The 21627-nt window shown below is 77.0% G+C and carries 28 protein-coding genes and 2 riboswitches; of the genes, 15 read left to right on the top strand and 13 right to left on the bottom strand.

All coding sequences use genetic code 11. The features are described from left to right. Positions 1-2 precede the first annotated feature (2 nt). Positions 3-94: riboswitch (TPP riboswitch) on the bottom strand. Between the two features lie 39 nt (positions 95-133). The 5 genes from ACI796_RS06205 (at position 134) to thiD (ending at position 3673) form a co-directional block, all read left to right on the top strand. Further along, positions 134-715: a thiaminase II/PqqC family protein gene (locus ACI796_RS06205; protein WP_456940362.1), complete on the top strand. Its 582-nt coding sequence runs from the start codon at positions 134-136 to the stop codon at positions 713-715. Further along, positions 712-1347 carry a TenA family protein gene (locus tag ACI796_RS06200; protein ID WP_456940361.1) on the top strand — a complete coding sequence of 212 codons (636 nt, stop codon included), beginning with the start codon at positions 712-714 and terminating at the stop codon, positions 1345-1347. The genes ACI796_RS06205 and ACI796_RS06200 overlap by 4 nt, the downstream gene beginning before the upstream one ends. Further along, positions 1340-1436, top strand: a riboswitch (TPP riboswitch). It overlaps the preceding gene by 8 nt. Continuing rightward, a complete protein-coding gene (gene thiM, locus ACI796_RS06195) occupies positions 1429-2214 on the top strand; it encodes a hydroxyethylthiazole kinase (protein ID WP_456940360.1) in 786 nt (261 codons plus the stop codon). Its footprint overlaps the riboswitch before it by 8 nt. Next, positions 2211-2846: a thiamine phosphate synthase gene (gene thiE / locus ACI796_RS06190; RefSeq protein WP_456940359.1), complete on the top strand. Its 636-nt coding sequence runs from the start codon at positions 2211-2213 to the stop codon at positions 2844-2846. Before thiM ends, thiE begins: the two co-directional genes overlap by 4 nt. 20 nt (positions 2847-2866) lie before the next feature. Then, positions 2867-3673, top strand: coding sequence for a bifunctional hydroxymethylpyrimidine kinase/phosphomethylpyrimidine kinase (gene thiD / locus ACI796_RS06185; RefSeq protein ID WP_456940358.1), 807 nt, complete (start codon positions 2867-2869; stop codon positions 3671-3673). A gap of 21 nt (positions 3674-3694) precedes the next feature. Here the strand turns inward: thiD and ACI796_RS06180 are convergent, their stop codons facing one another. Next, positions 3695-4594 carry a DUF1028 domain-containing protein gene (locus tag ACI796_RS06180; protein ID WP_456940357.1) on the bottom strand — a complete coding sequence of 300 codons (900 nt, stop codon included), beginning with the start codon at positions 4592-4594 and terminating at the stop codon, positions 3695-3697. A gap of 93 nt (positions 4595-4687) precedes the next feature. Between ACI796_RS06180 and ACI796_RS06175 the strand changes: the two genes are divergently transcribed. After that, a complete protein-coding gene (locus ACI796_RS06175) occupies positions 4688-5689 on the top strand; it encodes a GNAT family N-acetyltransferase (RefSeq protein WP_456940356.1) in 1002 nt (333 codons plus the stop codon). A 45-nt stretch (positions 5690-5734) separates the two neighbouring features. Further along, positions 5735-6370, top strand: a complete 636-nt coding sequence (locus ACI796_RS06170; protein WP_456940355.1) for a class I SAM-dependent methyltransferase — start codon at positions 5735-5737, stop codon at positions 6368-6370. Here ACI796_RS06170 and ACI796_RS06165 read toward each other — a convergent pair whose 3' ends face one another. Then, positions 6371-6904 (bottom strand): TetR family transcriptional regulator C-terminal domain-containing protein, encoded by a 534-nt coding sequence (locus ACI796_RS06165; protein ID WP_456940354.1) that lies wholly within the window; start codon positions 6902-6904, stop codon positions 6371-6373. Positions 6905-7126: 222 nt separating this feature from the next. On the opposite strand from ACI796_RS06165, the gene ACI796_RS06160 reads away from it, so the two are divergent. Continuing rightward, positions 7127-7297, top strand: coding sequence for a hypothetical protein (locus ACI796_RS06160; RefSeq protein WP_456936205.1), 171 nt, complete (start codon positions 7127-7129; stop codon positions 7295-7297). Between the two features lie 14 nt (positions 7298-7311). Here ACI796_RS06160 and ACI796_RS06155 read toward each other — a convergent pair whose 3' ends face one another. The 3 genes from ACI796_RS06155 to ACI796_RS06145 form a co-directional block, all read right to left on the bottom strand. Next, the gene (locus ACI796_RS06155; protein WP_456940353.1) at positions 7312-8604 is read right to left on the bottom strand and encodes an Nramp family divalent metal transporter; all 1293 of its coding nucleotides are present in this window, start codon (positions 8602-8604) and stop codon (positions 7312-7314) included. A 111-nt stretch (positions 8605-8715) separates the two neighbouring features. Beyond that, the gene (locus tag ACI796_RS06150; protein WP_456940352.1) at positions 8716-9450 is read right to left on the bottom strand and encodes a Mut7-C RNAse domain-containing protein; all 735 of its coding nucleotides are present in this window, start codon (positions 9448-9450) and stop codon (positions 8716-8718) included. Next, positions 9447-10907: an aminotransferase class I/II-fold pyridoxal phosphate-dependent enzyme gene (locus ACI796_RS06145; protein ID WP_456940351.1), complete on the bottom strand. Its 1461-nt coding sequence runs from the start codon at positions 10905-10907 to the stop codon at positions 9447-9449. The genes ACI796_RS06150 and ACI796_RS06145 overlap by 4 nt, the downstream gene beginning before the upstream one ends. Before the next feature lie 119 nt (positions 10908-11026). Between ACI796_RS06145 and ACI796_RS06140 the strand changes: the two genes are divergently transcribed. The 3 genes from ACI796_RS06140 (at position 11027) to ACI796_RS06130 (ending at position 13015) form a co-directional block, all read left to right on the top strand. Beyond that, complete coding sequence (locus tag ACI796_RS06140; protein ID WP_456940350.1) at positions 11027-11539, top strand: VOC family protein; 513 nt, start codon at positions 11027-11029, stop codon at positions 11537-11539. 74 nt (positions 11540-11613) lie between these two features. Beyond that, a complete protein-coding gene (locus ACI796_RS06135) occupies positions 11614-12417 on the top strand; it encodes an SDR family NAD(P)-dependent oxidoreductase (RefSeq protein WP_456940349.1) in 804 nt (267 codons plus the stop codon). A 22-nt stretch (positions 12418-12439) separates the two neighbouring features. Continuing rightward, positions 12440-13015 carry a GNAT family N-acetyltransferase gene (locus ACI796_RS06130; protein WP_456940348.1) on the top strand — a complete coding sequence of 192 codons (576 nt, stop codon included), beginning with the start codon at positions 12440-12442 and terminating at the stop codon, positions 13013-13015. On the opposite strand, the gene ACI796_RS06125 is transcribed toward ACI796_RS06130, so the two are convergent. After that, positions 12999-13433 carry a rhodanese-like domain-containing protein gene (locus tag ACI796_RS06125; protein ID WP_456940347.1) on the bottom strand — a complete coding sequence of 145 codons (435 nt, stop codon included), beginning with the start codon at positions 13431-13433 and terminating at the stop codon, positions 12999-13001. The two genes, ACI796_RS06130 and ACI796_RS06125, sit on opposite strands and share 17 nt — an antisense overlap. 127 nt (positions 13434-13560) lie before the next feature. Here ACI796_RS06125 and ACI796_RS06120 point away from each other — a divergent pair, with 127 nt between their 5' ends. Both ACI796_RS06120 and ACI796_RS06115 read left to right on the top strand, forming a co-directional pair. After that, positions 13561-14226 (top strand): GntR family transcriptional regulator, encoded by a 666-nt coding sequence (locus ACI796_RS06120; RefSeq protein WP_456940346.1) that lies wholly within the window; start codon positions 13561-13563, stop codon positions 14224-14226. Further along, the gene (locus ACI796_RS06115; protein ID WP_456940345.1) at positions 14210-15232 is read left to right on the top strand and encodes a 1-aminocyclopropane-1-carboxylate deaminase; all 1023 of its coding nucleotides are present in this window, start codon (positions 14210-14212) and stop codon (positions 15230-15232) included. Before ACI796_RS06120 ends, ACI796_RS06115 begins: the two co-directional genes overlap by 17 nt. Before the next feature lie 553 nt (positions 15233-15785). Here ACI796_RS06115 and ACI796_RS06110 read toward each other — a convergent pair. The 5 genes from ACI796_RS06110 to ACI796_RS06090 are packed head-to-tail and all read right to left on the bottom strand — an operon-like array spanning position 15786 to position 18470. Beyond that, entirely contained in the window at positions 15786-16094 is a 309-nt protein-coding gene (locus ACI796_RS06110) for a DUF1622 domain-containing protein (RefSeq protein ID WP_456940344.1), read from the bottom strand. After that, positions 16091-16489: a DUF1622 domain-containing protein gene (locus tag ACI796_RS06105; protein ID WP_456930389.1), complete on the bottom strand. Its 399-nt coding sequence runs from the start codon at positions 16487-16489 to the stop codon at positions 16091-16093. The genes ACI796_RS06110 and ACI796_RS06105 overlap by 4 nt, the downstream gene beginning before the upstream one ends. 27 nt (positions 16490-16516) lie before the next feature. Beyond that, positions 16517-17215 carry an alpha/beta fold hydrolase gene (locus ACI796_RS06100; RefSeq protein ID WP_456940343.1) on the bottom strand — a complete coding sequence of 233 codons (699 nt, stop codon included), beginning with the start codon at positions 17213-17215 and terminating at the stop codon, positions 16517-16519. Beyond that, entirely contained in the window at positions 17212-17418 is a 207-nt protein-coding gene (locus ACI796_RS06095; RefSeq protein ID WP_456940342.1) for a hypothetical protein, read from the bottom strand. The genes ACI796_RS06100 and ACI796_RS06095 overlap by 4 nt, the downstream gene beginning before the upstream one ends. A 29-nt stretch (positions 17419-17447) precedes the next feature. Further along, positions 17448-18470, bottom strand: coding sequence for an NADP-dependent oxidoreductase (locus tag ACI796_RS06090; protein WP_456940341.1), 1023 nt, complete (start codon positions 18468-18470; stop codon positions 17448-17450). A gap of 167 nt (positions 18471-18637) precedes the next feature. Here ACI796_RS06090 and ACI796_RS06085 point away from each other — a divergent pair, with 167 nt between their 5' ends. Both ACI796_RS06085 and ACI796_RS06080 read left to right on the top strand, forming a co-directional pair. Further along, positions 18638-19555 carry a haloalkane dehalogenase gene (locus tag ACI796_RS06085; RefSeq protein ID WP_456940340.1) on the top strand — a complete coding sequence of 306 codons (918 nt, stop codon included), beginning with the start codon at positions 18638-18640 and terminating at the stop codon, positions 19553-19555. Between the two features lie 11 nt (positions 19556-19566). Next, entirely contained in the window at positions 19567-20682 is a 1116-nt protein-coding gene (locus tag ACI796_RS06080; RefSeq protein ID WP_456940339.1) for a class I SAM-dependent methyltransferase, read from the top strand. 12 nt (positions 20683-20694) lie between these two features. Here ACI796_RS06080 and ACI796_RS06075 read toward each other — a convergent pair whose 3' ends face one another. Together ACI796_RS06075 and ACI796_RS06070 are read right to left on the bottom strand one after the other, a co-directional pair. Beyond that, the gene (locus tag ACI796_RS06075) at positions 20695-21126 is read right to left on the bottom strand and encodes a GNAT family N-acetyltransferase (RefSeq protein ID WP_456940338.1); all 432 of its coding nucleotides are present in this window, start codon (positions 21124-21126) and stop codon (positions 20695-20697) included. Next, complete coding sequence (locus tag ACI796_RS06070) at positions 21126-21620, bottom strand: phosphoribosyltransferase (RefSeq protein WP_456940337.1); 495 nt, start codon at positions 21618-21620, stop codon at positions 21126-21128. Before ACI796_RS06070 ends, ACI796_RS06075 begins: the two co-directional genes overlap by 1 nt. Positions 21621-21627: the final 7 nt, after the last annotated feature.

Genomic DNA, 21627 nt, shown 5'->3' with positions numbered 1-21627 from the left:
GCTGCTCCCTACGCCGGCATTACCCGGTCAGGTTCCAGCGGTCGGCGGCACGCTCAGCCGCCCTCTCAGCCCGGTTGCCCCGAGCTCCCGCACATGGCGGCGCCACCATACGCACCCCGTAGGGTCGGGCGCCGTGCCGGTCGCCGACCTGCTCGCCCGCCACGCCGACGCCTGGGGCCGAGCCACCCGCCACCCGTTCCTCGACGCCGTCCGCGACGGCACGCTGCCGCCGGCCGCCTTCGACACCTGGCTGGTGCAGGACGCCTACTTCGTCGCCGACCTGCTGCGCTTCCAGGCGCGGCTGCTCGCCCGGGCGCCCCGCGCGGCGCAGGGGGTGCTCGCCGCCGGGTGCGTCGCGCTGGTCGCGGAGCTGGACTGGTTCGCGGAGCAGGCCGCCGCCCGCGGGCTGGACCTCGACGCGCCGCAGCTGCCGGCCACCATCGCCTACGGCGACCTGCTGTACCGGCTCGACGCCGCGGACCTGCCCAGCGCGCTGACCGCGCTGTGGACCATCGAGCGGACCTACCTCGACGCGTGGTCGGCCGCCCGGCCCGGCGCCGGCCCCTACCGGGAGTTCGTCGAGCACTGGACGGCGCCGGGCTTCGCCGGGTACGTGGCCGGGCTGGAGGCGGTGGCCGGCGGGGCGCCCGACTCCGTCTTCCTCGAGGTCGTCGCCGCGGAGACCGCGTTCTGGCAGATGGCGCTGGACGCGTGACCCTCGCGGCGGACCTCTGGGCGGGCAGCGCCGACCTCGCCGCCGTCGCGCGGGAGCACCCGTTCGTCACCGGGATCGCCGACGGCACGCTGCCGCGCGAGCGGTTCGCCGGCTACGTCGCCCAGGACGCCTTCTTCCTCGAGGCGTTCGCCCGTGCCTACGCGCTCGGGGTGGCGCACAGCCGCGACCGGGCGACGCTGGGGTCCTTCGCCGACCTGCTGGCCGGCGTCCGCGAGGAGCTGCGGCTGCACGACGGCTACGCCGCCCGGTGGGGCATCGACCTGGCCGCCGTCGAGCCCGCCCCGGCGACGCTCGCCTACACCGAGTTCCTGCTGGCCACGGCCGCGCTCGGCGACGTCGGGGAGGTCTGCGCGGCCATGACGCCGTGCATGCGGCTCTACGCGCACCTGGGCCGGACGCTGGTCCCAGGTGCAACAGGGCCGTACCGGGAGTGGGTCGACACCTACGCCGACCCGGGCTTCGAGGAGCTCGCCGCCACGCTCGAGGCGCTGCTGGACCGGCTGGCCGCCGACACCCCGGCCGTGCGCCGGGCCTACCGGCGGGCGATGGAGCTGGAGCTCGGCTTCTTCGACGCCGCCTGGCGGACCGGGGGTAGCGTCGGCGGGCAGTGACTCGGGGTGTCCGCCGTCCGGCGGGCTGAGAACACACCCGTCGAACCTGTCCAGGTCATGCTGGCGAAGGGATGTCACGGCGTGGATGCCGCTGCTCTGACCGCTGCCCGTCAGGCCCTGACGGGCGCCGCACCGCTGGTGCACTGCCTGACCAACACCGTCGTGCAGACGCTGACGGCGAACGCGCTGCTCGCCGTCGGCGCGGCCCCGGCGATGGTCGACGAGCCGCTGGAGGCCGAGGGCTTCGCGGCCGTGGCCTCGGCGGTGCTGGTGAACGTCGGCACCGTCCACCAGCGCACCGCCGAGGCGATGCGGCTGGCCGCCCGCTCGGCCGCGGCCGCCGGCACGCCGTGGGTGCTCGACCCGGTCGCCGTCGGCGCGCTGCCCTACCGCACCGAGCTCGCCACCCGGCTGCTGGAGTCGCGGCCGGCCGTCGTCCGCGGCAACGCCTCCGAGGTCATGGCGCTGGCCGGTGCCGGGTCCGGCGGCCGCGGCGTCGACTCCACGAACAAGGCCGACGACGCCCTCGACGCCGCCGTCGCGCTGGCCGGGCGCACCGGGGGAGTGGTGGCGGTCAGCGGCGAGGTCGACGTCGTCACCGACGGGACCCGCACCGTGCGGGTGGGCGGCGGCTCGGTCCTGCTCACCCGCACCACCGGTGCCGGCTGCGCGCTCGGCGCGGTGGTCGCTGCCTACGTCGCCGCCACCGGCGACCCGCTGACCGGCGCGGTCGCCGCGCACGCGCACGTGGCGCTCGCCGCCGAGGCCGCGGCCGCCGTCGCCGCCGGGCCGGGCACCTTCGCGCCGCTGTGGCTCGACGCGCTCGACGCGGTCGCCGACCTGTCCGCCGCCGAGGTGACGACGTGAGACCGGCGTTCGACCCGACGCTCTACCTGGTCACCGACACCGCGCTGGCCGGGCCGCGGGGCGTGCCCGACGTCGTGCGGGCGGCGGTGGCCGGCGGGGTGACCGCGGTGCAGGTCCGGGACAAGACGGCGTCCTGCCGGCAGCTGTACGCGCTGACGCTGTCGGTCAAGGAGGTCCTGGCCGGCACGGGCGTGGCGCTGTTCGTCAACGACGACGTCGACGTCGCGCTCATGGCCGGCGCCGACGGCGTGCACGTCGGGCAGGACGACACACCCGCCGCCGAGGTCCGCGCGCGGATCGGCCCCGACCGGCTGCTCGGGCTGTCGGCCGGGTCCGACGACGAGCTCGACGCCGCGCTGGCACTGCCGGCGGGCACCGTCGACGTCGTCGGCATCGGGCCGGTCTGGTCCACCCCCACCAAGCCCGACGCCGGCACCGGCCTCGGGCCCGAGGGCGTGGCGGCGCTCGCGGCCGAGGCCGCGGCCGGCGGGCTGCGGTCGGTGGCGATCGGCGGCATCGACGTCGAGCGGGCGCCGCTGGTCACCGGCGTGGACGGGATCTGCGTCGTCTCGGCGATCTGCGCCGCGCCCGACCCCACCGCCGCGGCCCGGGCCCTGCGGGCGGCCCGGTGACCGGGCGGGCGGGGGTGCCCGTGGCGCTCACCGTCGCCGGCAGCGACCCCAGCGGCGGCGCCGGCGTCCAGGCCGACCTCAAGACGTTCAGCGCGCTCGGCGTCTACGGCACCGCCGTCCTCACCGCGCTGACCGCGCAGAACACCCGCGGCGTCACCGGCGTGCACCCCGTGCCCGCGGCGTTCGTGGGCGAGCAGATCGCCACCCTGCTCGACGACGTGACCGTGCACGCGGCCAAGACCGGCATGCTCGGCACCGCCGACGTCGTCCGCGAGGTCGCCGCGGCGCTCGCCGGCCGCGCCGCCGGGCCGCTCGTCGTCGACCCGGTCATGGTCGCCACCAGCGGCGACCGGCTGGTCGACGACGACGCGATCGCCGCCGTCCGCAGCGAGCTGCTGCCGGTGGCCGAGCTGGTCACCCCGAACGTGCCCGAGGCGGCCGCGCTGCTGGACACCGCGCCCGCGACCTCGGTCGACGGGCTCGCCGCGCAGGCGGAGGCGCTGCTGGAGCTCGGCCCCGGCGCGGTGCTGGCCAAGGGCGGGCACCTCGGCGGGGCGGAGAGCGTGGACGTCCTGGCCACCGCCGACGGCGTCGTCGTCACCCGGCGGCCGCGGGTCGACACCACCGCCACCCACGGCACCGGCTGCACGCTGTCCTCGGCGATCGCTGCCCTGGTGGCCCGCGGCGTCGGCGGGCCGGGGCGGTGGGAGCCGGTGGTCGAGCAGGCCCGCGACCACCTGCAGCGGATGCTGGAGGCCGGGGCGTCGCTGGGCATCGGCTCCGGCCACGGCCCGGTGCACCACTTCGCCGGCGTCTGGCCCGCCTGACCCCTCCCGGGACCGCGGGGGTCACGGGGCGGCGGGCAGGAGCCGGTCGAGCAGGTCCCGGGGCAGCAGGCCGGCCGGGCCGAGGCGGCGGGCCGCCTCGACGAACTCCGGCGCGGTGGCCGCGAGACCGGCGAGCAGCCCGCGGGCCGCCTCCTCCCGCCCGGCCAGGGCGGCGACGACCGCCCGCCAGAGCACCTGGTCCGGCTCGGTCCCCGGGTCCTGCGGGCGCAGCTCCTCCAGCTGCCGGTCGGCGGTCAGCGGGTCCCCGTCGAGGGCGAGCTGGAAGGCCGCGACCACCCGCTGGTAGCGCAGCAGCCGGGCCACGAGCCGGTCCAGCTCGGTCACCGGGTCGGGGTGGTCGTCGACCCGCAGGTCGACGACCCGGTCGTGCCACGGGCGGCCGGTCGTCCGCACCCGCACCACCGTGACCGAGGCCGACCGCCGTCCCCGCAGGTCGCCGCCGGCGTCCTCGGCCGCGTGGAGGCTGTGCAGCAGCCGCTGCGCCAGCGACCCCGGGGTGCGCTCGAAGTCCTCGACCATCGCCTCCCACACCCGCGGCCCGGTGACCAGGTTGGCCAGCGCCGCGCAGTCGGACCCCACCAGGTGCCCCGCGGCGGCCACGCACGCGTCCCCGGTGTAGACGGCGACGTCCCCGGACACGTCCAGCAGGGCCACCTGCCGCCGCTCGGGGTGCGGGTCGACGCTCTGCAGCGCGGTGAGCGACTCCCGGGCGCTGAGGCCGCCGCGGAGCAGGTCCAGCCCGACCTCGCCGTACATGGGCTCGCCCATCGACTGCGTCGCGATCACGCCCTGGCCGGGGCGGGCGAAGGGCACGCTGCTGCCGACGGCGAGGGCCTGGGACTGGGTGGCCACGCCCATCTCGCCGGTGTCCCGGTCGCGGGCGACGATCGAGTAGGTCACCCCGCGTCGGCTACCCGCTGACGGGCCGGTGCAGCACCCCATCCCGGGATCGCGGCCCCGGAATCGCGTTGCGGCGGCGGCTAGAACGGACGGGTGGAGATCGTCGAGACCGGCCCGGACGACGCCCGGTTCGCCGCCTGGTGCGGGGTGTGGGCGGCGGCCCAGCGCGCCGACCGTCCCGGCGAGGCGCCGCGGCCGGCGAGCGACCACGTCGCGCTGGGGCGCCGGCTGACCACCCCGGGCGGTGCGCTGCGGGGCACCCACCGGGCGGCGGTCGCCGACGGCGCCGTCGTCGGTGCCCTGCGCCTGCTGCTGCCGGTGCGCGACAACACCGCGGTGGCGTACGTCGACGTCGCCGTGCACCCCGCCGCCCGCCGCCGCGGCGTCGGCACCGCGCTGCTCGGGGAGGGGGCGCGGCTGGCCGCGGCGGCCGGGCGCTCGTCGCTGGTGGCCGAGGTCGACGAGCCCGGGCCGGGCACGGCCGGCCGCGCCTTCGCGCAGGCGCACGGCTGGACCTGCGGCCTGCAGGAGACCCGCCGCGACCTGCTGCTGCCCGTGGACGAGGACCGGCTGGCGGCCCTGGAGGCCGAGGCGGCCGCCGCGAGCGCGGGCTACGAGGTGCTCACCTGGCGGGACCGGACGCCGGACGCGCTGCTCGGGGACCGGGCGCTGCTCGGCCGCCGGATGTCGACGGACGCGCCGAGCGGGGACGTGCCGGTCGGCGAGGAGGACTGGGACGCCGCCCGGGTCCGCGAGCAGGAGACCATCGTCCTGGACCGCGGCCGCACGGTGCTGTCGGCCGGCGCGCTGCGCGATGGCCGGCTGGTCGCCTTCACCGACCTGCACGTCCCCCTCGCGCAGCCGGAGCGGGCCAACCAGAGCGGCACCCTGGTGCTGCGGGAGCACCGCGGGCGCCGCCTCGGTGCCCGCGTCAAGATCGCCGTCCTGCGCGAGCTCGCCGCGACGCTGCCCGAGGTCCGGCGGATCAGCACGTACAACTCCGACGCCAACCGGCCGATGGTCGCGGTCAACGAGGCGCTCGGCTTCGTGCGCGCGGGCGGCCTGTCCACCTGGTCGACCCGCCTCCGCCCGTGACCGGGCCCGCTTGACGCGGTCCCGGCCTCCTCGGGACCGTGCCGCATGGCGACCGACCGCCCCCGCCCCGTCTTCAGCCGCTGCTACGACCGGGTCAGCCGGCGCCTCGAGGAGGCCGGCATGGCCGACCTCCGCCGCGAGCTGCTCGCCGGACTCGCCGGCGTGGTGGTCGAGGTCGGCTGCGGCAACGGGCTGAACTTCCGCCACTACCCGCCGGCGGTCACCCGCGTCGTCGCCGTCGAGCCCGAGCCGCGGCTGCGGGCCGCGGCCGGGCGGGAGGCGGAGTCCGCCCGCGTCCCCGTCGAGGTGCACGCCGGCACGGCCGACGCGCTGCCGCTGCCCGACGGCGCGGCCGACGCCGCCGTGCTGTGCCTGGTCCTGTGCAGCATCCGGGACCGGGCGCGGGCGCTGGGCGAGCTGCGCCGGGTGCTGGGCTCCGGCGGGGAACTGCGGTTCCTCGAGCACACCGTCGCCGGGGACCGGCGGCTGCGGCGGGTGCAGCGCCTGGTCGACGCCACCGTCTGGCCGCTGTTCGCGGGGGGCTGCCACACGGCCACCGACCAGGTCGCCGACATCGAGCGCGCGGGCTTCACCGTGCGGCGGGTGCGGCGCTTCGACTTCCCGCCCGCGCGCGTCCGCGTGCCGGCCAGCCCGCACGTGCTGGGCGTGGCGCTCGCCTGATCAGTCCCGGGGGCGCGGGCCGAACAGCCGGTCCAGCCGGTAGCCGACGACGGCGAGGGCGTCCGCCACGTCGCGCTGCTGCCCCAGCACGCTGCTGGCCAGGCCGTCGGTGAGCGCCAGCAGGCTGACGGCCTCGATGCGCGGGTCGACGTCGGCGGGGACCTCCCCGGCCTCGACGGCGCGGCCGAGGACGCCGGTGAGCCAGCGCTCCAGCGCGTCGGCGGCGTACCGGCCGTCGACCGCCTCGGCGGGGTCGGTGAGCCCGGCGGCGTGGTAGGCGGTCCAGGCGAGCTGGTCGGCGCGGGCGTCGTCGTCGGTGGGGAGGATCGCGCCGAGGACCACCTCGAACACCGTCCGCGGCGGCAGCCCGGTGCCGATCGCGTCCCGTTCGGTGCGCACGGCTCGCTCGCGCACGCGCCGGTCGAGCCGGGCGGCGAGCTCGGCGATGCCCGAGGACATGAGCGTCTTCTCGTCCGTGGAGTGGTACTGCACGACCCGCAGCGAGACGCCGGCCTCCGCGGCGACCTCGCGCATCGACACCGCCTGCAGCCCGCAGGTGCTGGCGATGCGCAGCAGGGCACGACTGTGTCCCTCACCGTCCGCCCGGGAGGCACCTGTGCCCGCCCGTGGTCCACCCCGGGACGGGCCACGAGCTCCCCCGCGCCCTGTGGCCGGTCCTCGCCGACGACGCCCGGGCCACCGCCGACCTCGCCGCCGCGCGTCGCGGGTGACCGGACCCGCTGGTTGACTCGGTGGATGGTCGCGCCCATCCCCGAGCCGGACCCGCCCCTCGACCCGACCGAGCCGGTCCCCGACGACCCGGGCGAGCTGCTCCCCGATGCGCCGGAACCCCTGCCGCCGGCGCCGGTCGAGCCGACGCCGGACGACCCCGGCGGCGACCCCGGCGGTGTCCCCGAACCCGCCTGACGGCCGCGGCCGGTTCAGAGGACCAGGCCCGCGAGCAGGTGGGCGTTGAGGCCGATGATCAGCAGCGCGACCACCGAGCCCGCCACCGTGGTGACCCGGCGGTTCACCCAGCCGCCCATGAGGTCGCGGCGGCTGGTCAGCCACAGCAGCGGCACGAGCGCGAACGGGATGCCGAAGCTGAGCACGACCTGCGACCAGACCAGCGCCGTCGTCGGGTCGCCGCCCAGCACGAGCACGGCGAGCGCCGGGGCCAGGGTGACCAGCCGGCGGACCAGCACCGGGACGTGCCGCTTGAGGAACCCGGCCATCACGACCTGGCCGGCGTGCGTGCCCACCGAGGAGGAGGCGAACCCGCTGGCCAGCAGCGCGACGGCGAAGGCGAGCGCCGCGCCGGCGCCCAGCTGGTCGCCGAGGCCGGCGTGCACGCTCTCCAGCGACGCGATGCCGTCGTCGGCGGTGAACAGCTGCGCGGCGATCACGAGCATCGCCGCGTTGACCAGCCCGGCCAGCCCCATGGCGACCAGGACGTCGATCCGCTGGGCCCGCAGCAGCCGGCGCCGTCCCTGCTCGGTCCGCCCCGCGGTGACGACGTCGCCGTAGCGGCCCGGGGTCAGCGCCGAGTGCACGTAGATGACGTGCGGCATGACCGTGGCGCCGAGGATGCCGGCGGCCAGCACCAGGCTCTCCGGGCCGTCGAAGGAAGGCACCATGCCGCCGGCCAGCCCGCCGGCGTCGACCCCCGACCCGACGAGCGTGTAGCCGAAGCCCAGCCCGATGACCAGCAGCAGCCCGGTGATGACCCGCTCGAACGGCCGGTGCCCCCGCGACTGGGCGCCGAGCAGGACGAAGGCGACGACGGCGGTGATGACCCCGCCGACCGGCAGCGGCACCCCGAACAGCAGGTTCAGCGCCACCGCGCCGCCGACGATCTCGGCGAGGTCGGTGGCGATGGCGACCGCCTCGGCCTGCAGCCACAGCCCCCGGGTGACCGGCCGCGGCAGCCGCTCCCGGCAGTTGGTGGCGAGGTCGCGGCCGGTGGCCAGGCCCAGCTTGGCGGTGAGGCTCTGGATGAGCATCGCCATGAGGTTGGCGGCGACGATCACCCACAGCAGCGTGTAGCCGAACGAGGCGCCGCCGGAGAAGTTGGTGGCGAAGTTGCCGGGGTCGACGTAGGCGACGGCGGCGACGAAGGCCGGGCCGAGCAGCGGCCAGACCCGCCGGCGCCCGGTGGCGGCCGGCGGGGGCGTCTTGGGGGTGCCGACGAGCGTCGTCGGCAGGACGGCGGCCTCGGTCTTCGACAGGTACACGGGGGCCTCGCAGGGGACGGGACGGGGTTCCTGCCCCCGGGTCTGCCCGCCCCGGGTGTCACGGTGGGGCCAGGACGTGGCCCCCGCGGGCCGAGGTGAGGCTGTCCTGGGTCAGCCGGCGGTGAGGCGCCGCGCGCGCTCGACGAGGGCGTCGATCCGGCGGGCGTGCGCCCCGCGCCAGTAGACGCGTCCGCAGCGCGGGCAGCGGGAGAAGTCGGTCGCCGTCCGCCGGGTGCCCGGCTCCAGCTCGCCGGCCACCGCGGCGGCGTCGACGGCGACCGGCACGCCGTTGCAGGCCGGGCAGCGGGTGAGCGGGGCCAGGGGCGGCCGGAAGCGGTCGAGGACGTCGGCGAGCTGCTCGTCGGGCGTCGCGCCGCGCACCCACGCGCCCGCGGGCAGCGCGCGGCGCATGAGCAGCCCGCGGTCCTGGGTGAGCAGCACCCGGTCCTCGGCGACGGCGGCGGCGACCAGCTCGGCGTCGTCGGCGTCGGGCGCGCGGACCTCCGGCGACCACGCGGTGTCCAGGCCCAGCAGCCGCATCCGGCGGGCCAGGGCGCCGAGCCCGACGTCGAGCAGGAATCCCCCGGCCGGCACCGGCTGGGGCCGGGCGGCGGGGCGGACGACGACGGTCGCGCCGGGCGGCGGCCGCGCGTCCCGGGGCAGGGGGACGCCGTCGACCAGCAGCTCGCCCACCTCGGTCAGCGGGACGCCGGCGGCCTGGACCAGGTGGCCGGCGGTCGCGTCGGGGTCGGCGGCGAGCACCCGCCGCCCGGCGGCCCGGTCGCGGGCGGGCAGCAGCGGGCGCAGGAGGTCGTCGACCGCGACCGTGACCGTCGGACCACTCACTCGATGACGACCCGCAGGCTCTTCATCGTCGGGTCGGCCGCGTCCGGGACGAGCATCCCGGCCGCCACCCCGCTGGTCAGGTAGTCCAGCGCCTCCTGGCTGACCCGCTCGCCGGGTGCCAGCACCGGCACGCCCGGCGGGTAGGGGCTGACCATCTCCGCGACGACGCGGCCGGCGGCCTCGGCGATCGGCACCTGCTCGACGCGGCCGAAGAAGGCGTCCCGCGGGGTCATCGCGTTCTCCAGCTCCAGCGCGCGCGGCTCGGGCAGGTCCACCCGCGGCGGGCGCTCCATCGCGCCCGCGCCGTCGACCAGCGCGCGCAGCGCCTCGACCAGCGTCGCCTCCGTCCCGTCGTCGTCGGCGTGGGTGATCCGGGCGCTGATCCGGCAGGCGTCGGCCGAGCCGACGTCGACGTGCCGCTCGGTGCGCAGCCAGTCGCCGGCCTGGTAACCGGTGATGCCCAGCCCCCGGACGTCGACCGTGAGGACCAGCGGGTCGAGGTCGAAGGCCATCCCGGGCCCGACCACCTCGCGGCCCATCAGCCGGACTCCCGGCAGCTCCCGGACCCGCCCGGCGATCCGGCCGGCCCGCTCGACCGCCGCGCCCAGCAGCTCGCGGCCGTGCTCGACCATCTGCCGCCGCCAGCCGTCGAGGGTCAGGTAGACCAGCGACGAGGAGCTCGTCGTCCCGAGCAGGTCCTCGCGCGCCTTGAGCACCTGCGGGTCCACCCGGTCGCCGCGGAGGTGGAAGACCGACGACTGCTCGACCGCCCCGCCCATCTTGTGCACGCTGGTCACCACGACGTCGGCGCCGGCGTCCACGCCCCAGGCCGGGAGGTCGGGGGAGAAGGGGAGGTGGGCGCCCCAGGCCTCGTCGACGACCAGCGGCAGGTCGCGCTCGTGCAGCACGTCCGCGACGCCGGCGACGTCGGCGCAGGTGCCCCAGTCGGTCGGGGTGATGAGCAGCATGCCCTTGGCCTCGGGGTGGGCGTCGAGCGCGCGGCGGACGTCCTCGGGCTCCGGCGGGTGGGCCAGCTGCCGCCCGGCGTCGAAGTGCGGGTGCACCCAGACCGGCCGGATGCCGCTGATGACGAGCCCCGCGACCACCGACTTGTGCGCGTTGCGGCTGACCAGCATGGTCTCGCCCGGCCCGGCCACGGAGATCATGGCGCTCTTGACCGACAGCGAGCTGCCACAGGTGGAGAAGAACGCCCGGTCCGCGTGGACGGCGTCGGCCATGAGGTCCTCGGCCTGGGTGACCACGCCCTGCGACTCCCGCCGGTCGTCGAGCCCGTTGAGCGACAGGACGTCGCTGCGGAAGACGTCGGCGCCGACGACCTCGAGCACCCGCGGGTCCACCCCGCGACCCTGCCGGTGCCCGGGCGGGCCGAAGACGACGTCGCCGCGGCGGCGGAACTCCTGCAGGGCCTCGAGGACGGGCGCGCGCGAGTGGTCCATGGGCTCCCCCTACCCGGAGCCCGCCGGAGGCAACTGCTTGAACGTTCATCGACCCGGGGTGACACTGGGGGTGCACCTCCGCGGAGGTGCACCCGTCCTCCCCGCACCAGGAGCCCGCGATGCCGGTCCAGCGCCTCAACCACGCCGTCCTCTACGTCCGCGACGTCGAGCGCAGCACCGCCTTCTACCGCGACGTCCTCGGCTTCCGGATCAAGGCGGAGATCCCCGGCCGGGCGGTGTTCCTGCAGGCCGAGGGGTCGACCAACGACCACGACCTCGGCCTGTTCGCCGCCGGCGCCGACGCCGGCCCGTCGCAGGCCGGCCGCGCGACCGTCGGCCTCTACCACCTGGCCTGGGAGGTGGACACCCTCGCCGAGCTGGCCCGGGTCCGCGACACGCTGGCCGCCGCCGGGGCGCTGGTCGGCGCCTCCGACCACGCCACCACCAAGGCCCTCTACGCCCAGGACCCCGACGGCCTGGAGTTCGAGGTCTCCTGGCTGCTCCCGGCCGACCGCATCACCGACGACGTCCGCGCGCAGGGCATGACGACCCGCCCGCTGGACCTCGACGCCGAGATCGCCCGCCACGGCGCCGACACCCGCGGCGGGATCGGGGTCTCCGCCGTGGTCTGAGCGGACGGGTCGGACCCCGCCGGATCGGGCATGACCGAGGGCGACCGCAGCCGCGACCGACCCCGGGAGTCCCCGTGACCCTGCCCACCGAACGCCCCCTCGCCCTCGTCACCGGCGCCTCCAGCGGCATCGGCCTGGAGCTGGCCCGGCAGTTCGCCGAGAACGGCTTCGACCTGGTGATCGCGGCCGAGGACGACGAGCTGGACGCCGCCGCCGAGACGCTGCGAGGGGCGGGCGCGCACGTCTCGCCGGTCCGCGCCGACCTGTCGCGGTACGAGGGCTGCGAGCTGCTGGTGGCGGCCGTCCGCGGCGCCGGACGCCCACTGGCCGCCGCCGCGCTGAACGCGGGCGTCGGCGTCGGCGGGGCGTTCACCGACACCGACCTGGCGCGCGAGCTGGAGATCGTGGCGCTCAACTGCGGCTCGACCGTGCACGTCGGCAAGGCCGTCGCCCAGGACATGGCCGCCCGCGGCGAGGGCCGGATCCTCATCACCTCGTCGGTGGCCTCGCAGGCGCCGCAGCCCTTCCAGACCGTCTACGGCGCGAGCAAGGCGTTCACCCAGCACCTGGCGCTGTCGCTGCGCGAGGAGCTCTCCGACCGCGGCGTCAGCGTGACCGCCCTGCTGCCCGGGCCCACCGACACCGAGTTCTTCGACCGCGGCGACCTCACCGACACCCGGCTCGGCGCCACCGACGCCAAGGACGACCCGGCGCAGGTCGCCCGGCAGGGCTTCGAGGGCCTGATGAAGGGCGAGGCGTCGGTGTTCGCCGGGTCGCTGGCCAGCAAGGCGATGGGCCGGCTGTCGGCGATCACGCCGGGCAACGTGGCGGCCAAGCTCAACCGCAAGATGGCCGAGCCGGGCTCCGGGGAGGACTGAGCCCTCCGGCACGATCGGGGGCGTGACCGACGTCGTCCCCGCCCCCGTCGAGGTGCCCGCCGGCCCGCTGCGGCTGCGCCCGTGGCGGGTCGGCGACGCCGGGGCCGTCCACGCCGCCCTCACCGACCCGGCCACGTCCGTCTGGAGCAATCCGGGCCGGGTGGCCACGCTCGAGGACGCCCGGATCTGGGTCGCCCGCCGCGCCGACTGGAGCAGCGGGCGGATCGCCGCCTGGGCCGTCGTCGACGCCGCTGACGGCCGGCTGCTCGGCTCGGTGAACCTGCACTCGATCGATCTCGACCAGGGCGACGCCGAGGTCGGCTACTGGACGGTGCCCGCCGCCCGCGGCCGCGGCGTGGCGCCGCGCGCCGTCGACGCCGCGCTGCGCTGGGGCTTCGCCACGCTGCCGGTCGACCGGGTGGAGCTGGTGCACGCGGTGGAGAACCCGGCGTCGGGCCGGGTGGCGGAGAAGGCCGGCTTCACCTTCGAGGGCCGGCTGCGCCGCTCGTTCCGCTACGGCGACGGCGTCAAGCGCGACGAGCTGCTGTGGGCCCGCCTGGCCGACGACGACGTCCCCGACCTCAGCACCCGCAGCTGACCGGCGCGGTCAGCGGGTCGGCGTCCGGGCGGGTGAGGCCGTCCGCGGTCTGCACCGGCAGCCCCTCCCGCGCCCAGTACTCGAAGCCGCCGATCATCTCCCGCACCCGGTAGCCGAGCAGCGCCAGCGCGAGCGCCGCGCGGGTGGCGCCGTTGCAGCCCGGGCCCCAGCAGTAGGTGACCACCGGGACGGACCGGTCCAGCTCGGCCTCCGCGCGCGCCGCCACCTCCCGGCCGGGCAGGTGCAGCGCGCCGGGCACGTGCCCCTGGTCCCACGCTTCCCCACTGCGGCTGTCGAGCAGCACGAACCCCGGGTCCCCGGTCTCCAGGGCGGCGTGCACGTCGGACACGTCGGTCTCCACGGCCAGTCGGCGGGCGAAGTGCGCGGCGGCCTCGGCGGGCTCGGTGCTCCAGTCCACGCCCGTGATCCTGCGGCCCGACACCCCTTCCCGACGAGGCCCGCGCCTGCCACCGACCGCACGGAAGGCGCCTTTGTCGCGCTGTGGGCACTTGACGACGGTCGCTCTGACATCTGAGATGTCAGTTGTGCCCGCACCGCTGGCTCCCATCGGCCGGGTGCTCCTGCGCGACCAGGCGCTGGCCCGCATCCGGGCCGCCATCGTCAGCGGCGAGCTCTCCCCCGGCGCCGTGGTCAAGGACGCCGAGCTGGCCGCCCGCCTCGGGTTGTCGGTGGCGCCCGTGCGCGCCGCGCTCAGCCGGCTCGTCGACGAGGGGCTGGTCGAGGCCAAGCCGCAGAGCCACACCCGGGTCACCCCGCTGCGCCCGGCGCAGGTGCGCGACGCCGCCGTCGTGGTCCGGGCGATGCACGAGCTCGCCGCCCGGGAGGCGGCCGGCCGGGTGACCGGCGCGGACCTCGCGGCGATGCGGGCGGCCAACGAGAGGTTCGCCGAGGCGGTCCGGTCCGGGGACGTCGACGCCGCGCTGGCCGCTGACGACGACCTGCACGCCGTGCTGCTCGCCCGCGCCGGCAACGCCGCCCTGACGGCGACCGTCGAGCGCTTCACCCCGGCGATCCGCCGGCTGGAGCGCGCCCGCTTCGCGGCGGCGCACGGGAGGGAGTCGGTCGGCCTGCACGAGCACCTCATCGCCGCCTGCGGTGCGGCCGACGTCGACACCGCCGTCGCCACGACCACCGCGATCTGGACGGCGCTGCTGTCCGAACTGGAGGAGACCGATGACCACGCTGGCTGACTTCCCGCGGCACCCGCTGCTGTTCGGGCCCTCGCCGGTGCACCGGCTGGACCGCCTCACCGCGCACCTCGGCGGGGCCGCGGTGTGGGCCAAGCGGGAGGACTGCAACTCCGGGATCGCCTACGGCGGCAACAAGACCCGCAAGCTCGAGTACCTCGTGGCCGACGCGCTCGCCCGGGGCTGCGACACCCTCGTCTCGATCGGCGGCGTGCAGAGCAACCACACCCGCCAGGTGGCCGCCGTCGCCGCCCACGTCGGGCTGTCCTGCGTGCTGGTGCAGGAGAGCTGGGTGGACTGGCCCGACGCCGTCTACGACAAGGTCGGCAACATCCTGGTCAGCCGCCTGGCCGGCGCCGACGTGCGGCTGGTGAGGGCCGGGTTCGGCATCGGGTTCAAGGAGAGCTGGGAGTCCGCGCTCGCCGAGATCGAGGCCCGCGGCGGCAAGCCCTACGCCATCCCGGCCGGCGCCAGCGACCACCCGCTCGGCGGGCACGGCTTCGCGAACTGGGCGCTGGAGGTGGCGCAGCAGGAGGCCGAGCTGGGCGTCTTCTTCGACACCGTCGTCGTCTGCTCGGTCACCGGGTCCACGCAGGCGGGGATGGTCGCCGGGTTCGCGCTGCTCGAGGAGCAGGGCGGCCGGCCGCGCCGGGTGCTCGGCGTCGACGCCTCTGCCGAGCCCGCCGAGACCCGCGACCAGGTGCTGCGCATCGCCCAGCGGACCGCGCGGGCGATCGGCGTGCGGCGCGAGCTGACCCTCGACGACGTCGAGCTCGACGAGCGCTACCACGCCGGCGTCTACGGCATCCCCGACGCGACGACGATCCGCGCGATGGAGACCGCCGCCCGCACCGAGGGCATGGTCACCGACCCGGTGTACGAGGGGAAGTCGATGGCCGCGACGATCGACCTGGTCGGCCGCCGCGAGATCGACCCGTCGTCGACGGTGCTCTACGCCCACCTCGGCGGCCAGCCCGCGCTCAACGGCTACAGCGCGCTGTTCTCCTGAACCAGCGCGTCCAGCAGGCCCAGCACCCGGTCGCCGACGTCGCCGTCGGGGGCGCCGGCCCACAGGTCCCCGAGGACCGCGCGGGCCGGTCCTGACCTCGCCAGGCGTCGAGCGATCCGGGCCGGCCGGTCGCCCAGACCTCGACCGGCCGGCCCCCGGCGCGTACCAGGACCGCCCGCACCGCCGGTTCGAGCCGCGTGACCCGCAGCCGCAGCTGACGGCGCCGTCCAGCGCGGCGCGCAGCCGCACGGCGTCGGCGGCGGGAACCGGGCCGCTGGTGACCAGCCGCAGGTCCGGGTCGGAGAAGCCGGGGACCAGATCCGAGTGCGGGGAAGGCGCCGGCCGCGGCTGCCTGCAGGGCGCGGAGGTCGGCGCGGAGGGTGTCGTGGACGCGGCGCCGCTCGGCGCCGAGGGGATGGGTCATGCGTGTCCTCTCCGGGGTGGTGCGGGAAGGGGCGGGGGACAGGACGAGGGAGGCGGTCTCCGGGCCCGCCGCGGGCTCACCCGGCGGCCGGGGACCCGCTCCGTGCGCGGCGCGGGGCCGACCCGGCAGTCACGGGCGGGGAGGCTGGCGACCCGGACCGGGCCGTGTCACGGCCGCCGGGGACAGGGCCCGGCCCCCGGCCCGCAGGCCCGCGCCGATCACCCGGCGCAGCGCGACAACAGCGGCCGCCGTGCCCACCGACGACCACGTCGGCTCGACCGCCAGGCGCAGCAACCCGGCCGCGAGCAGGAGGTCCAGGAACACCGCGAGGGCCAGGCGCGGGCTCCGGGTGCCCACGAGGGTCACCACCCCGGCGACCAGGGCGAGCCCGCTCACGCCGAGGGCGAGCAGCCCGGGGACAGGACCGAGCGAGGTCACACCCCGCGCCCGCGGTGCTCCGCCGACGCCGGGTCGGGCGCCGGCGCACCGGTCTCCTCGGCCACCTGCCGCCGCTCCTCGGCGATCTCCTTCGAGAGGAAGTAGTTCAGCGCCGTGCGGATCGCCGCGACCGCGGCCAGCTGGCCGAGCTCGCGGAAGCTCGGCGCGACCGCCGTCCGCAGCACGTCGCTGGCCAGCTGGAACTCCAGGCCCAGGGCGAGGAACCGGCCCAGGGTGAGCCGGACCGGCACGAAGGCCGACGTCCCGCCGCGGCGCAGCCCCACCCACAGGAAGCGGGCGAAGGCCCACAGCGCGCCGGCGAAGATGACCACGGCCCCGCACGCCTCGACGACGGTGACCATGACGCCGACGACGTCGGCGAGCACTTCCTCCACGCGCGCTCCCTGTCCTCGGGCGCCGCCTCACAGCGGGACGGCGAGCCCCTCCCCGTCCGGGGCGCCCAGAGCGTCCCCCAGGTCGGCGCGCCACGGGGCCAGCCCGGCCCCGGCCAGGACGACGTCGCGGACCAGGCCGTGCCACCGGCCGACCCGGCGCAGCATGCCGTGCCCGCCGGGCAGGGTGAACCGCGCGACCCGCGCGCCGGCCCGGTGCGCCCGCGTGGCGAAGTCCGCCGACAGCCGCGCCGGCACCCAGCGGTCGCCGCGGCCGTGGGCGAGGACGACGGTGCGGCCGCGCAGGTGGCCGACCGGCTCGCCCGGCGGCGTCCACGGCGCCAGCCCGCAGACCGCGGTCACCGACGGGTCGTCGCCCGCGCGCAGCACCGCCCGGCCGCCCATCGAGTGCCCGACCAGCACCACCGGGACGTCGCCGTGCCGCTCGCGCACCCGGTCCAGCGCCCAGCGGACGTCGGCGTGCGCGTCGGCGGCGGCGCCGTTCCAGCCCGCCACGCGGTAGCGGACCAGGTAGGTCTCCACGCCCCGGCCGGCCGCGGCGCGGGACACCGCCTCCTGGATCGCCCGCATCCGCACCAGCGACAGCGCCCGCTCCCGCGGCGGCTCGACACTGCTCACCGTGCCGCCGTGCGCGAAGACGGCGACCGCGCGGGTGGGCGCGGTCGCCGGGGTGTGGTCGAGGGCCGGGACCCGTTCCGCGGTGGTCACCGGCGCCGTCGGCCACCGCCGCGCATCCGGGCCCGCGCCCGGTCGCCGAGGTCGCCGGCCCGCAGCAGGCCGCGGCTGAGCTGGGTCGGCCCGGTCCGCCGCTCGAGGGCGAGCCCGGCGCGCCGGAGCAGCCCGGTGCCCAGCGGGACGAGGACGGTCACGATGAACCAGACCCGCAACCGGCGGGTGAGGAGCAACCACATGTCCGGCCCCTTCCCGGTGCCGTCCCGCCTCAATCGGGGTCGGGCGCCAGCCGGACGACCATCTTCCCGGTGTTGGCTCCCTTGAGCAGGTCGAGGAAGGCCGGGACGGCGTTCTCCAGGCCCTCGTAGACCGTCTCGCGGACGGCGAGCTGCCCCGACCGGATCCAGCCGGACACCGTCTCGGCGAACTCGCGGTACAGGTCGGTGTGGTCGCTGACGAGCAGACCGCTGACCGCCAGCCGCTTGGCGATCATCAGCGAGCTGAAGTTCTTCGGCCCGGGCACCGTCTCGGTGGCGTTGTAGTTCGAGATCGAGCCGCAGATGACCGCCCGCCCGTGCACGTGCAGCGCGCCCAGTGCGGCGTCGAGGTGCTCGCCGCCGACGTTGTCGAAGTAGACGTCGATGCCGTCGGGCGCGGCCTCCGCGAGCAGGTCCTTCACGCGGCCGTCGTGGTAGTCGAAGGCGGCGGTGAAGCCGATCTCGCGCAGCCAGGCCACCTTGTCCGGGCTGCCCGCGCTGCCGACGACCGCCGAGGCGCCGCGCAGCTTCGCGAACTGGCCGACCGCGCTGCCCACCGCGCCCGCCGCACCGGAGACGAACACGGCGTCGCCCTCGCGGAAGGCGCCGACCCGGAACAGCCCGGCCCAGGCGGTGTGTCCCGGCATGCCGAGGACGCCGAGGGAGTAGGTGAGCGGCAGGTCCTCGGTGGCCGGCAGCTGCCGGACGTGGCGGGCGTCGAGGACGGCGACGTCGCGCCAGGCGGCGTCGGTGAGCACCAGCGCGCCCTCGGGGACGTCAGGGGAGCGGGACTCCACGACGCGGCCGACGGCGCCGCCCTTCATCACCTCGCCGACCTCCCACGGCGCCGCGTAGGAGGGGCCCAGCCGCATCCGCCCGCGCATGTAGGGGTCCACCGACATGGCGACCATCCGCACCACCACCTGGCCCTCGGCCGGGTCCGGGTGCTCGACCTCGACCAGCCGGAAGTCGTCGGGGGTGGGCTCGCCGTGGGGACGGGCGGCCAGGTGCCACTCGCGGGCGGTGACGGTCACGGTCGCTCCCTGCGTCGTCGATCCGGGTCCGCGGCTGATCCTGCCGCCGCCCGGACGCGGTCGCGCCGCCGGGTCGTCGGCGTCCGACTTCCACGGCATAGGAAGCTCTACGCACGTCACGCGCCGCTGGACGTACGCAGAGCTTCCACTGCCTCGGGAGGTCGGGAATGGACGTCATCCGCACGCCGGAGGAGCGGTTCGCCGCGCTGCCGGACTTCCCGTACCCGCCCACGTACGTCACCTTCGACGGCGGGGACGGCACGCCGCTGCGGGTCGCGGTGGTCGACGTCGGCCCGGCCGGCGGCGAGGTCGTCGTCCTGCTGCACGGCGAGCCGTCCTGGTCCTTCCTCTGGCGGCACGTCATCCCGGAGCTCACCGCCGCCGGGCTGCGCGTCGTCGCCCCGGACCTGGTCGGCTTCGGCCGCTCCGACAAGCCCACCGACCCGGCCGCCTACAGCTACGCGGCGCACGTCGAGTGGATGCGCCAGGCGCTGTTCGAGGGCCTGGGCCTGGTCGGGGTCACGCTGGTCGGCCAGGACTGGGGCGGGCTGGTCGGCCTGCGCCTGGCGGCCGAGAACCCCGACCGGTTCGCGCGGCTCGTCGTCGCCAACACCGGCCTGCCCACCGGCGACGTCCCCATGAGCGAGGCGTTCCTCGCCTGGCAGCGGTTCGCCGCGACCGCGCGGGCCTTCGACGTCGGCCGGGTCGTGGCCAACGGCACGGTCACCGACCTGCCGCCCGAGGTGGTCGCCGCCTACGACGCGCCGTTCCCCGACGAGGCGTCCAAGGCCGGCGCCCGCGTCTTCCCGACCCTGGTGCCGACGGCGCCCGACGACCCCGCCGCGGCCGCCAACCGCGCCGCGTGGGAGGTCCTCACCCGCTGGGAGAAGCCGCTGCTCACCGCGTTCTCCGACTCCGACCCGATCACCGGCGGCGGCGACCGCGTCTTCCAGCGGCTGGTGCCCGGCGCGCAGGGGATGCCGCACACGACCCTGCGCGGCGGCGGGCACTTCCTCCAGGAGGACGTCGGCCCGGAGCTGGGCCGGGTGGTCGCCTCGTTCGTCGCCGCCACCCCGGCCCGGTGAACCGGGCGGAGATGGCCATCTCTGCCGCCGAGGTCCTCGCGCAGCTGCGGCGGGAGCCCGACGTCGAGGCGCCGGACCTGGTCGCCGTCGACGCCACCGACCGGCTGCTGCTCGACACCGCGGAGGACCTGCCCCGGCAGCGGGTGGTCGTCGTCGACGACGCGTACGGCGCGCTCACCCTCGGCGCGGTCGCGGCCGGGGCACGCGACGTCCGGGTGGCCCAGGACCTGCTGGTCGGCGAGCGGGCGCTGGCCCTCAACGCCGGGCGCACCGGCCTGACCGGCACCTACCGGACCGGGGAACTGGACGCGGACCTGTTCGACGGCGCGACGCTCGTCCTCGCCCGCGCGCCCAAGGCCCTCGACGCGCTGCGCGAGCTGGCCGAGCTGGCCGCCGCCGCGGCCGCACCGGACGTCACCGTGCTCGTCGGCGGGCGGGTCAAGCACATGACGCTCGGCATGAACGACGTGCTCCGTGCCGGGTTCGGCGAGGTCTCGGCCACCCTCGCCCGGCAGAAGTCGCGGGTGCTCGTCGCCCGCGGGCCGCGGCCCGGCGTCACGCCGTCCTTCCCCCGCTGCCGGCACGACGACGCCCTCGGCCTCGACGTCTGCGCGCACGGCGCCGCGTTCGCCGGCGCCCGGGTCGACGAGGGCACCCGGCTGCTCGTCGCCGCGCTCGGGGACGCCGCCCCGGACGCGCGCACCGCCCTCGACCTCGGCTGCGGCACCGGCGTGCTCGCCGCCGTCCTCGCCCGCTCCCGGCCGGAGTTGGCGGTCACCGCCACCGACCAGTCGGCCGCCGCGGTCGCCTCCGCCCGGGCCACGCTCGCCCGCGCCGGGCTGGAGCGGGTGGCGGTCCTGCGCGACGACGCCGCCGCGACCGTGCCCGACGCCGGCGTGGACCTCGTCGTCTGCAACCCGCCGTTCCACCTCGGCGCCGCCGTCGTCACCGCCGCCGCCGACCGGCTGTTCGCCGCCGCGGCGCGGGTGCTGCGGCCGGGCGGGGAGCTGTGGGCGGTCTACAACAACCGGCTGCCGCACCGGGCGGCGCTGCGGCGGCTGGTCGGCCCGACCCGCGCGGCCGCGCACGACCGCCGGTTCACCGTCACGGTCTCCACCCGCCGCTGACGGCCGCGCCCGTCAGAGGGTGAGGACCAGGACCGGCTCGTCGTCGGCCATCTCGCCGGTGCGGACGAAGCCGAGCGAGCGGTAGAACGGCTCCGGGCCGCCCTCGCCGTCGACGACGCTCACCCGCAGCTCCGGCACGCCCTGCGCGCGCACGTACGCGGCCACCTGCTCGACCACCCGCCGGCCGACGCCACGGCCCTGCGCCGACGCGTCGACCATCAGCCGCCACAGCACGTGCCCGAGCTCCTCGGGGGAGTCCCAGAGCATCACGAAGCCGACCAGCCGCCCGTCGAGGCGCACCGCCCGGCACCACGCCTGTGGGTGGACGTACGCCTCGGCGATCGAGACGGCGTTGGGCGCCACCAGGTGCTCCTGGCCGGGGGCGACCCGCAGGTCGCAGACGACCCGCACGTTCTCCGGGGTGAGCGGCTCCAGGACGACCATCAGTGCGCGGGGCGGGTGCTGCGCGTGCGCACCGGCGGCAGGGACGACCACGGGAAGTCGATCCAGCGGTCGGTGCGCCGCCACACGTAGTCGCAGCTGACCACCGAGCGCGGCTTCTCGTAGACGACCGCCGTCCGCACGTCGGAGACGTAGCCCGCGCAGAAGTCGCGGACCAGCTCCAGCGTCTTGCCGGTGTCGGCGACGTCGTCGGCGACCAGCACCCGCGCGCCGGTCAGGTCGACGGCGTCCAGCGTCGGCGGCAGCACCACCGGCAGCTCCAGCCGCTCGTCCACGCCGGTGTAGAACTCCACGTTCATCACGAACAGGTTCTTGACGTCGAGCGCGTAGCCCAGCGCCCCGCCGAGGAACAGCCCGCCGCGGGCGATCGACAGGATCAGGTCGGGCTCGAAGCCGTCGTCGGCGACCTGCTGGGCCAGCTCGCGGGCCGCGGTGCCGAACAGCTCGTAGGTCAGGACCTCGCGCTCGTCGCTCACGGCCCCC

Source organism: Geodermatophilus sp. SYSU D00525, assembly GCF_054050475.1.
Note: the sequence above shows the minus strand (reverse complement) of the source record. Positions and strands in the feature narration are given on the sequence as shown.

What these genes read in the sequence shown, in the direction of transcription:
- ACI796_RS06080 (WP_456940339.1), top strand. Translation starts at nt 19,567, where the DNA reads ATGGCCATCTCTGCCGCCGAGGTCCTCGCGCAGCTGCGGCGGGAGCCC.
- ACI796_RS06170 (WP_456940355.1), top strand. Translation starts at nt 5,735, where the DNA reads ATGGCGACCGACCGCCCCCGCCCCGTCTTCAGCCGCTGCTACGACCGG.
- ACI796_RS06115 (WP_456940345.1), top strand. Translation starts at nt 14,210, where the DNA reads ATGACCACGCTGGCTGACTTCCCGCGGCACCCGCTGCTGTTCGGGCCC.
- ACI796_RS06095 (WP_456940342.1), bottom strand. Translation starts at nt 17,418, where the DNA reads ATGTGGTTGCTCCTCACCCGCCGGTTGCGGGTCTGGTTCATCGTGACC.
- ACI796_RS06140 (WP_456940350.1), top strand. Translation starts at nt 11,027, where the DNA reads ATGCCGGTCCAGCGCCTCAACCACGCCGTCCTCTACGTCCGCGACGTC.
- ACI796_RS06145 (WP_456940351.1), bottom strand. Translation starts at nt 10,907, where the DNA reads ATGGACCACTCGCGCGCGCCCGTCCTCGAGGCCCTGCAGGAGTTCCGC.
- ACI796_RS06075 (WP_456940338.1), bottom strand. Translation starts at nt 21,126, where the DNA reads ATGGTCGTCCTGGAGCCGCTCACCCCGGAGAACGTGCGGGTCGTCTGC.
- ACI796_RS06165 (WP_456940354.1), bottom strand. Translation starts at nt 6,904, where the DNA reads ATGCGCGAGGTCGCCGCGGAGGCCGGCGTCTCGCTGCGGGTCGTGCAG.
- ACI796_RS06085 (WP_456940340.1), top strand. Translation starts at nt 18,638, where the DNA reads ATGGACGTCATCCGCACGCCGGAGGAGCGGTTCGCCGCGCTGCCGGAC.
- ACI796_RS06160 (WP_456936205.1), top strand. Translation starts at nt 7,127, where the DNA reads ATGGTCGCGCCCATCCCCGAGCCGGACCCGCCCCTCGACCCGACCGAG.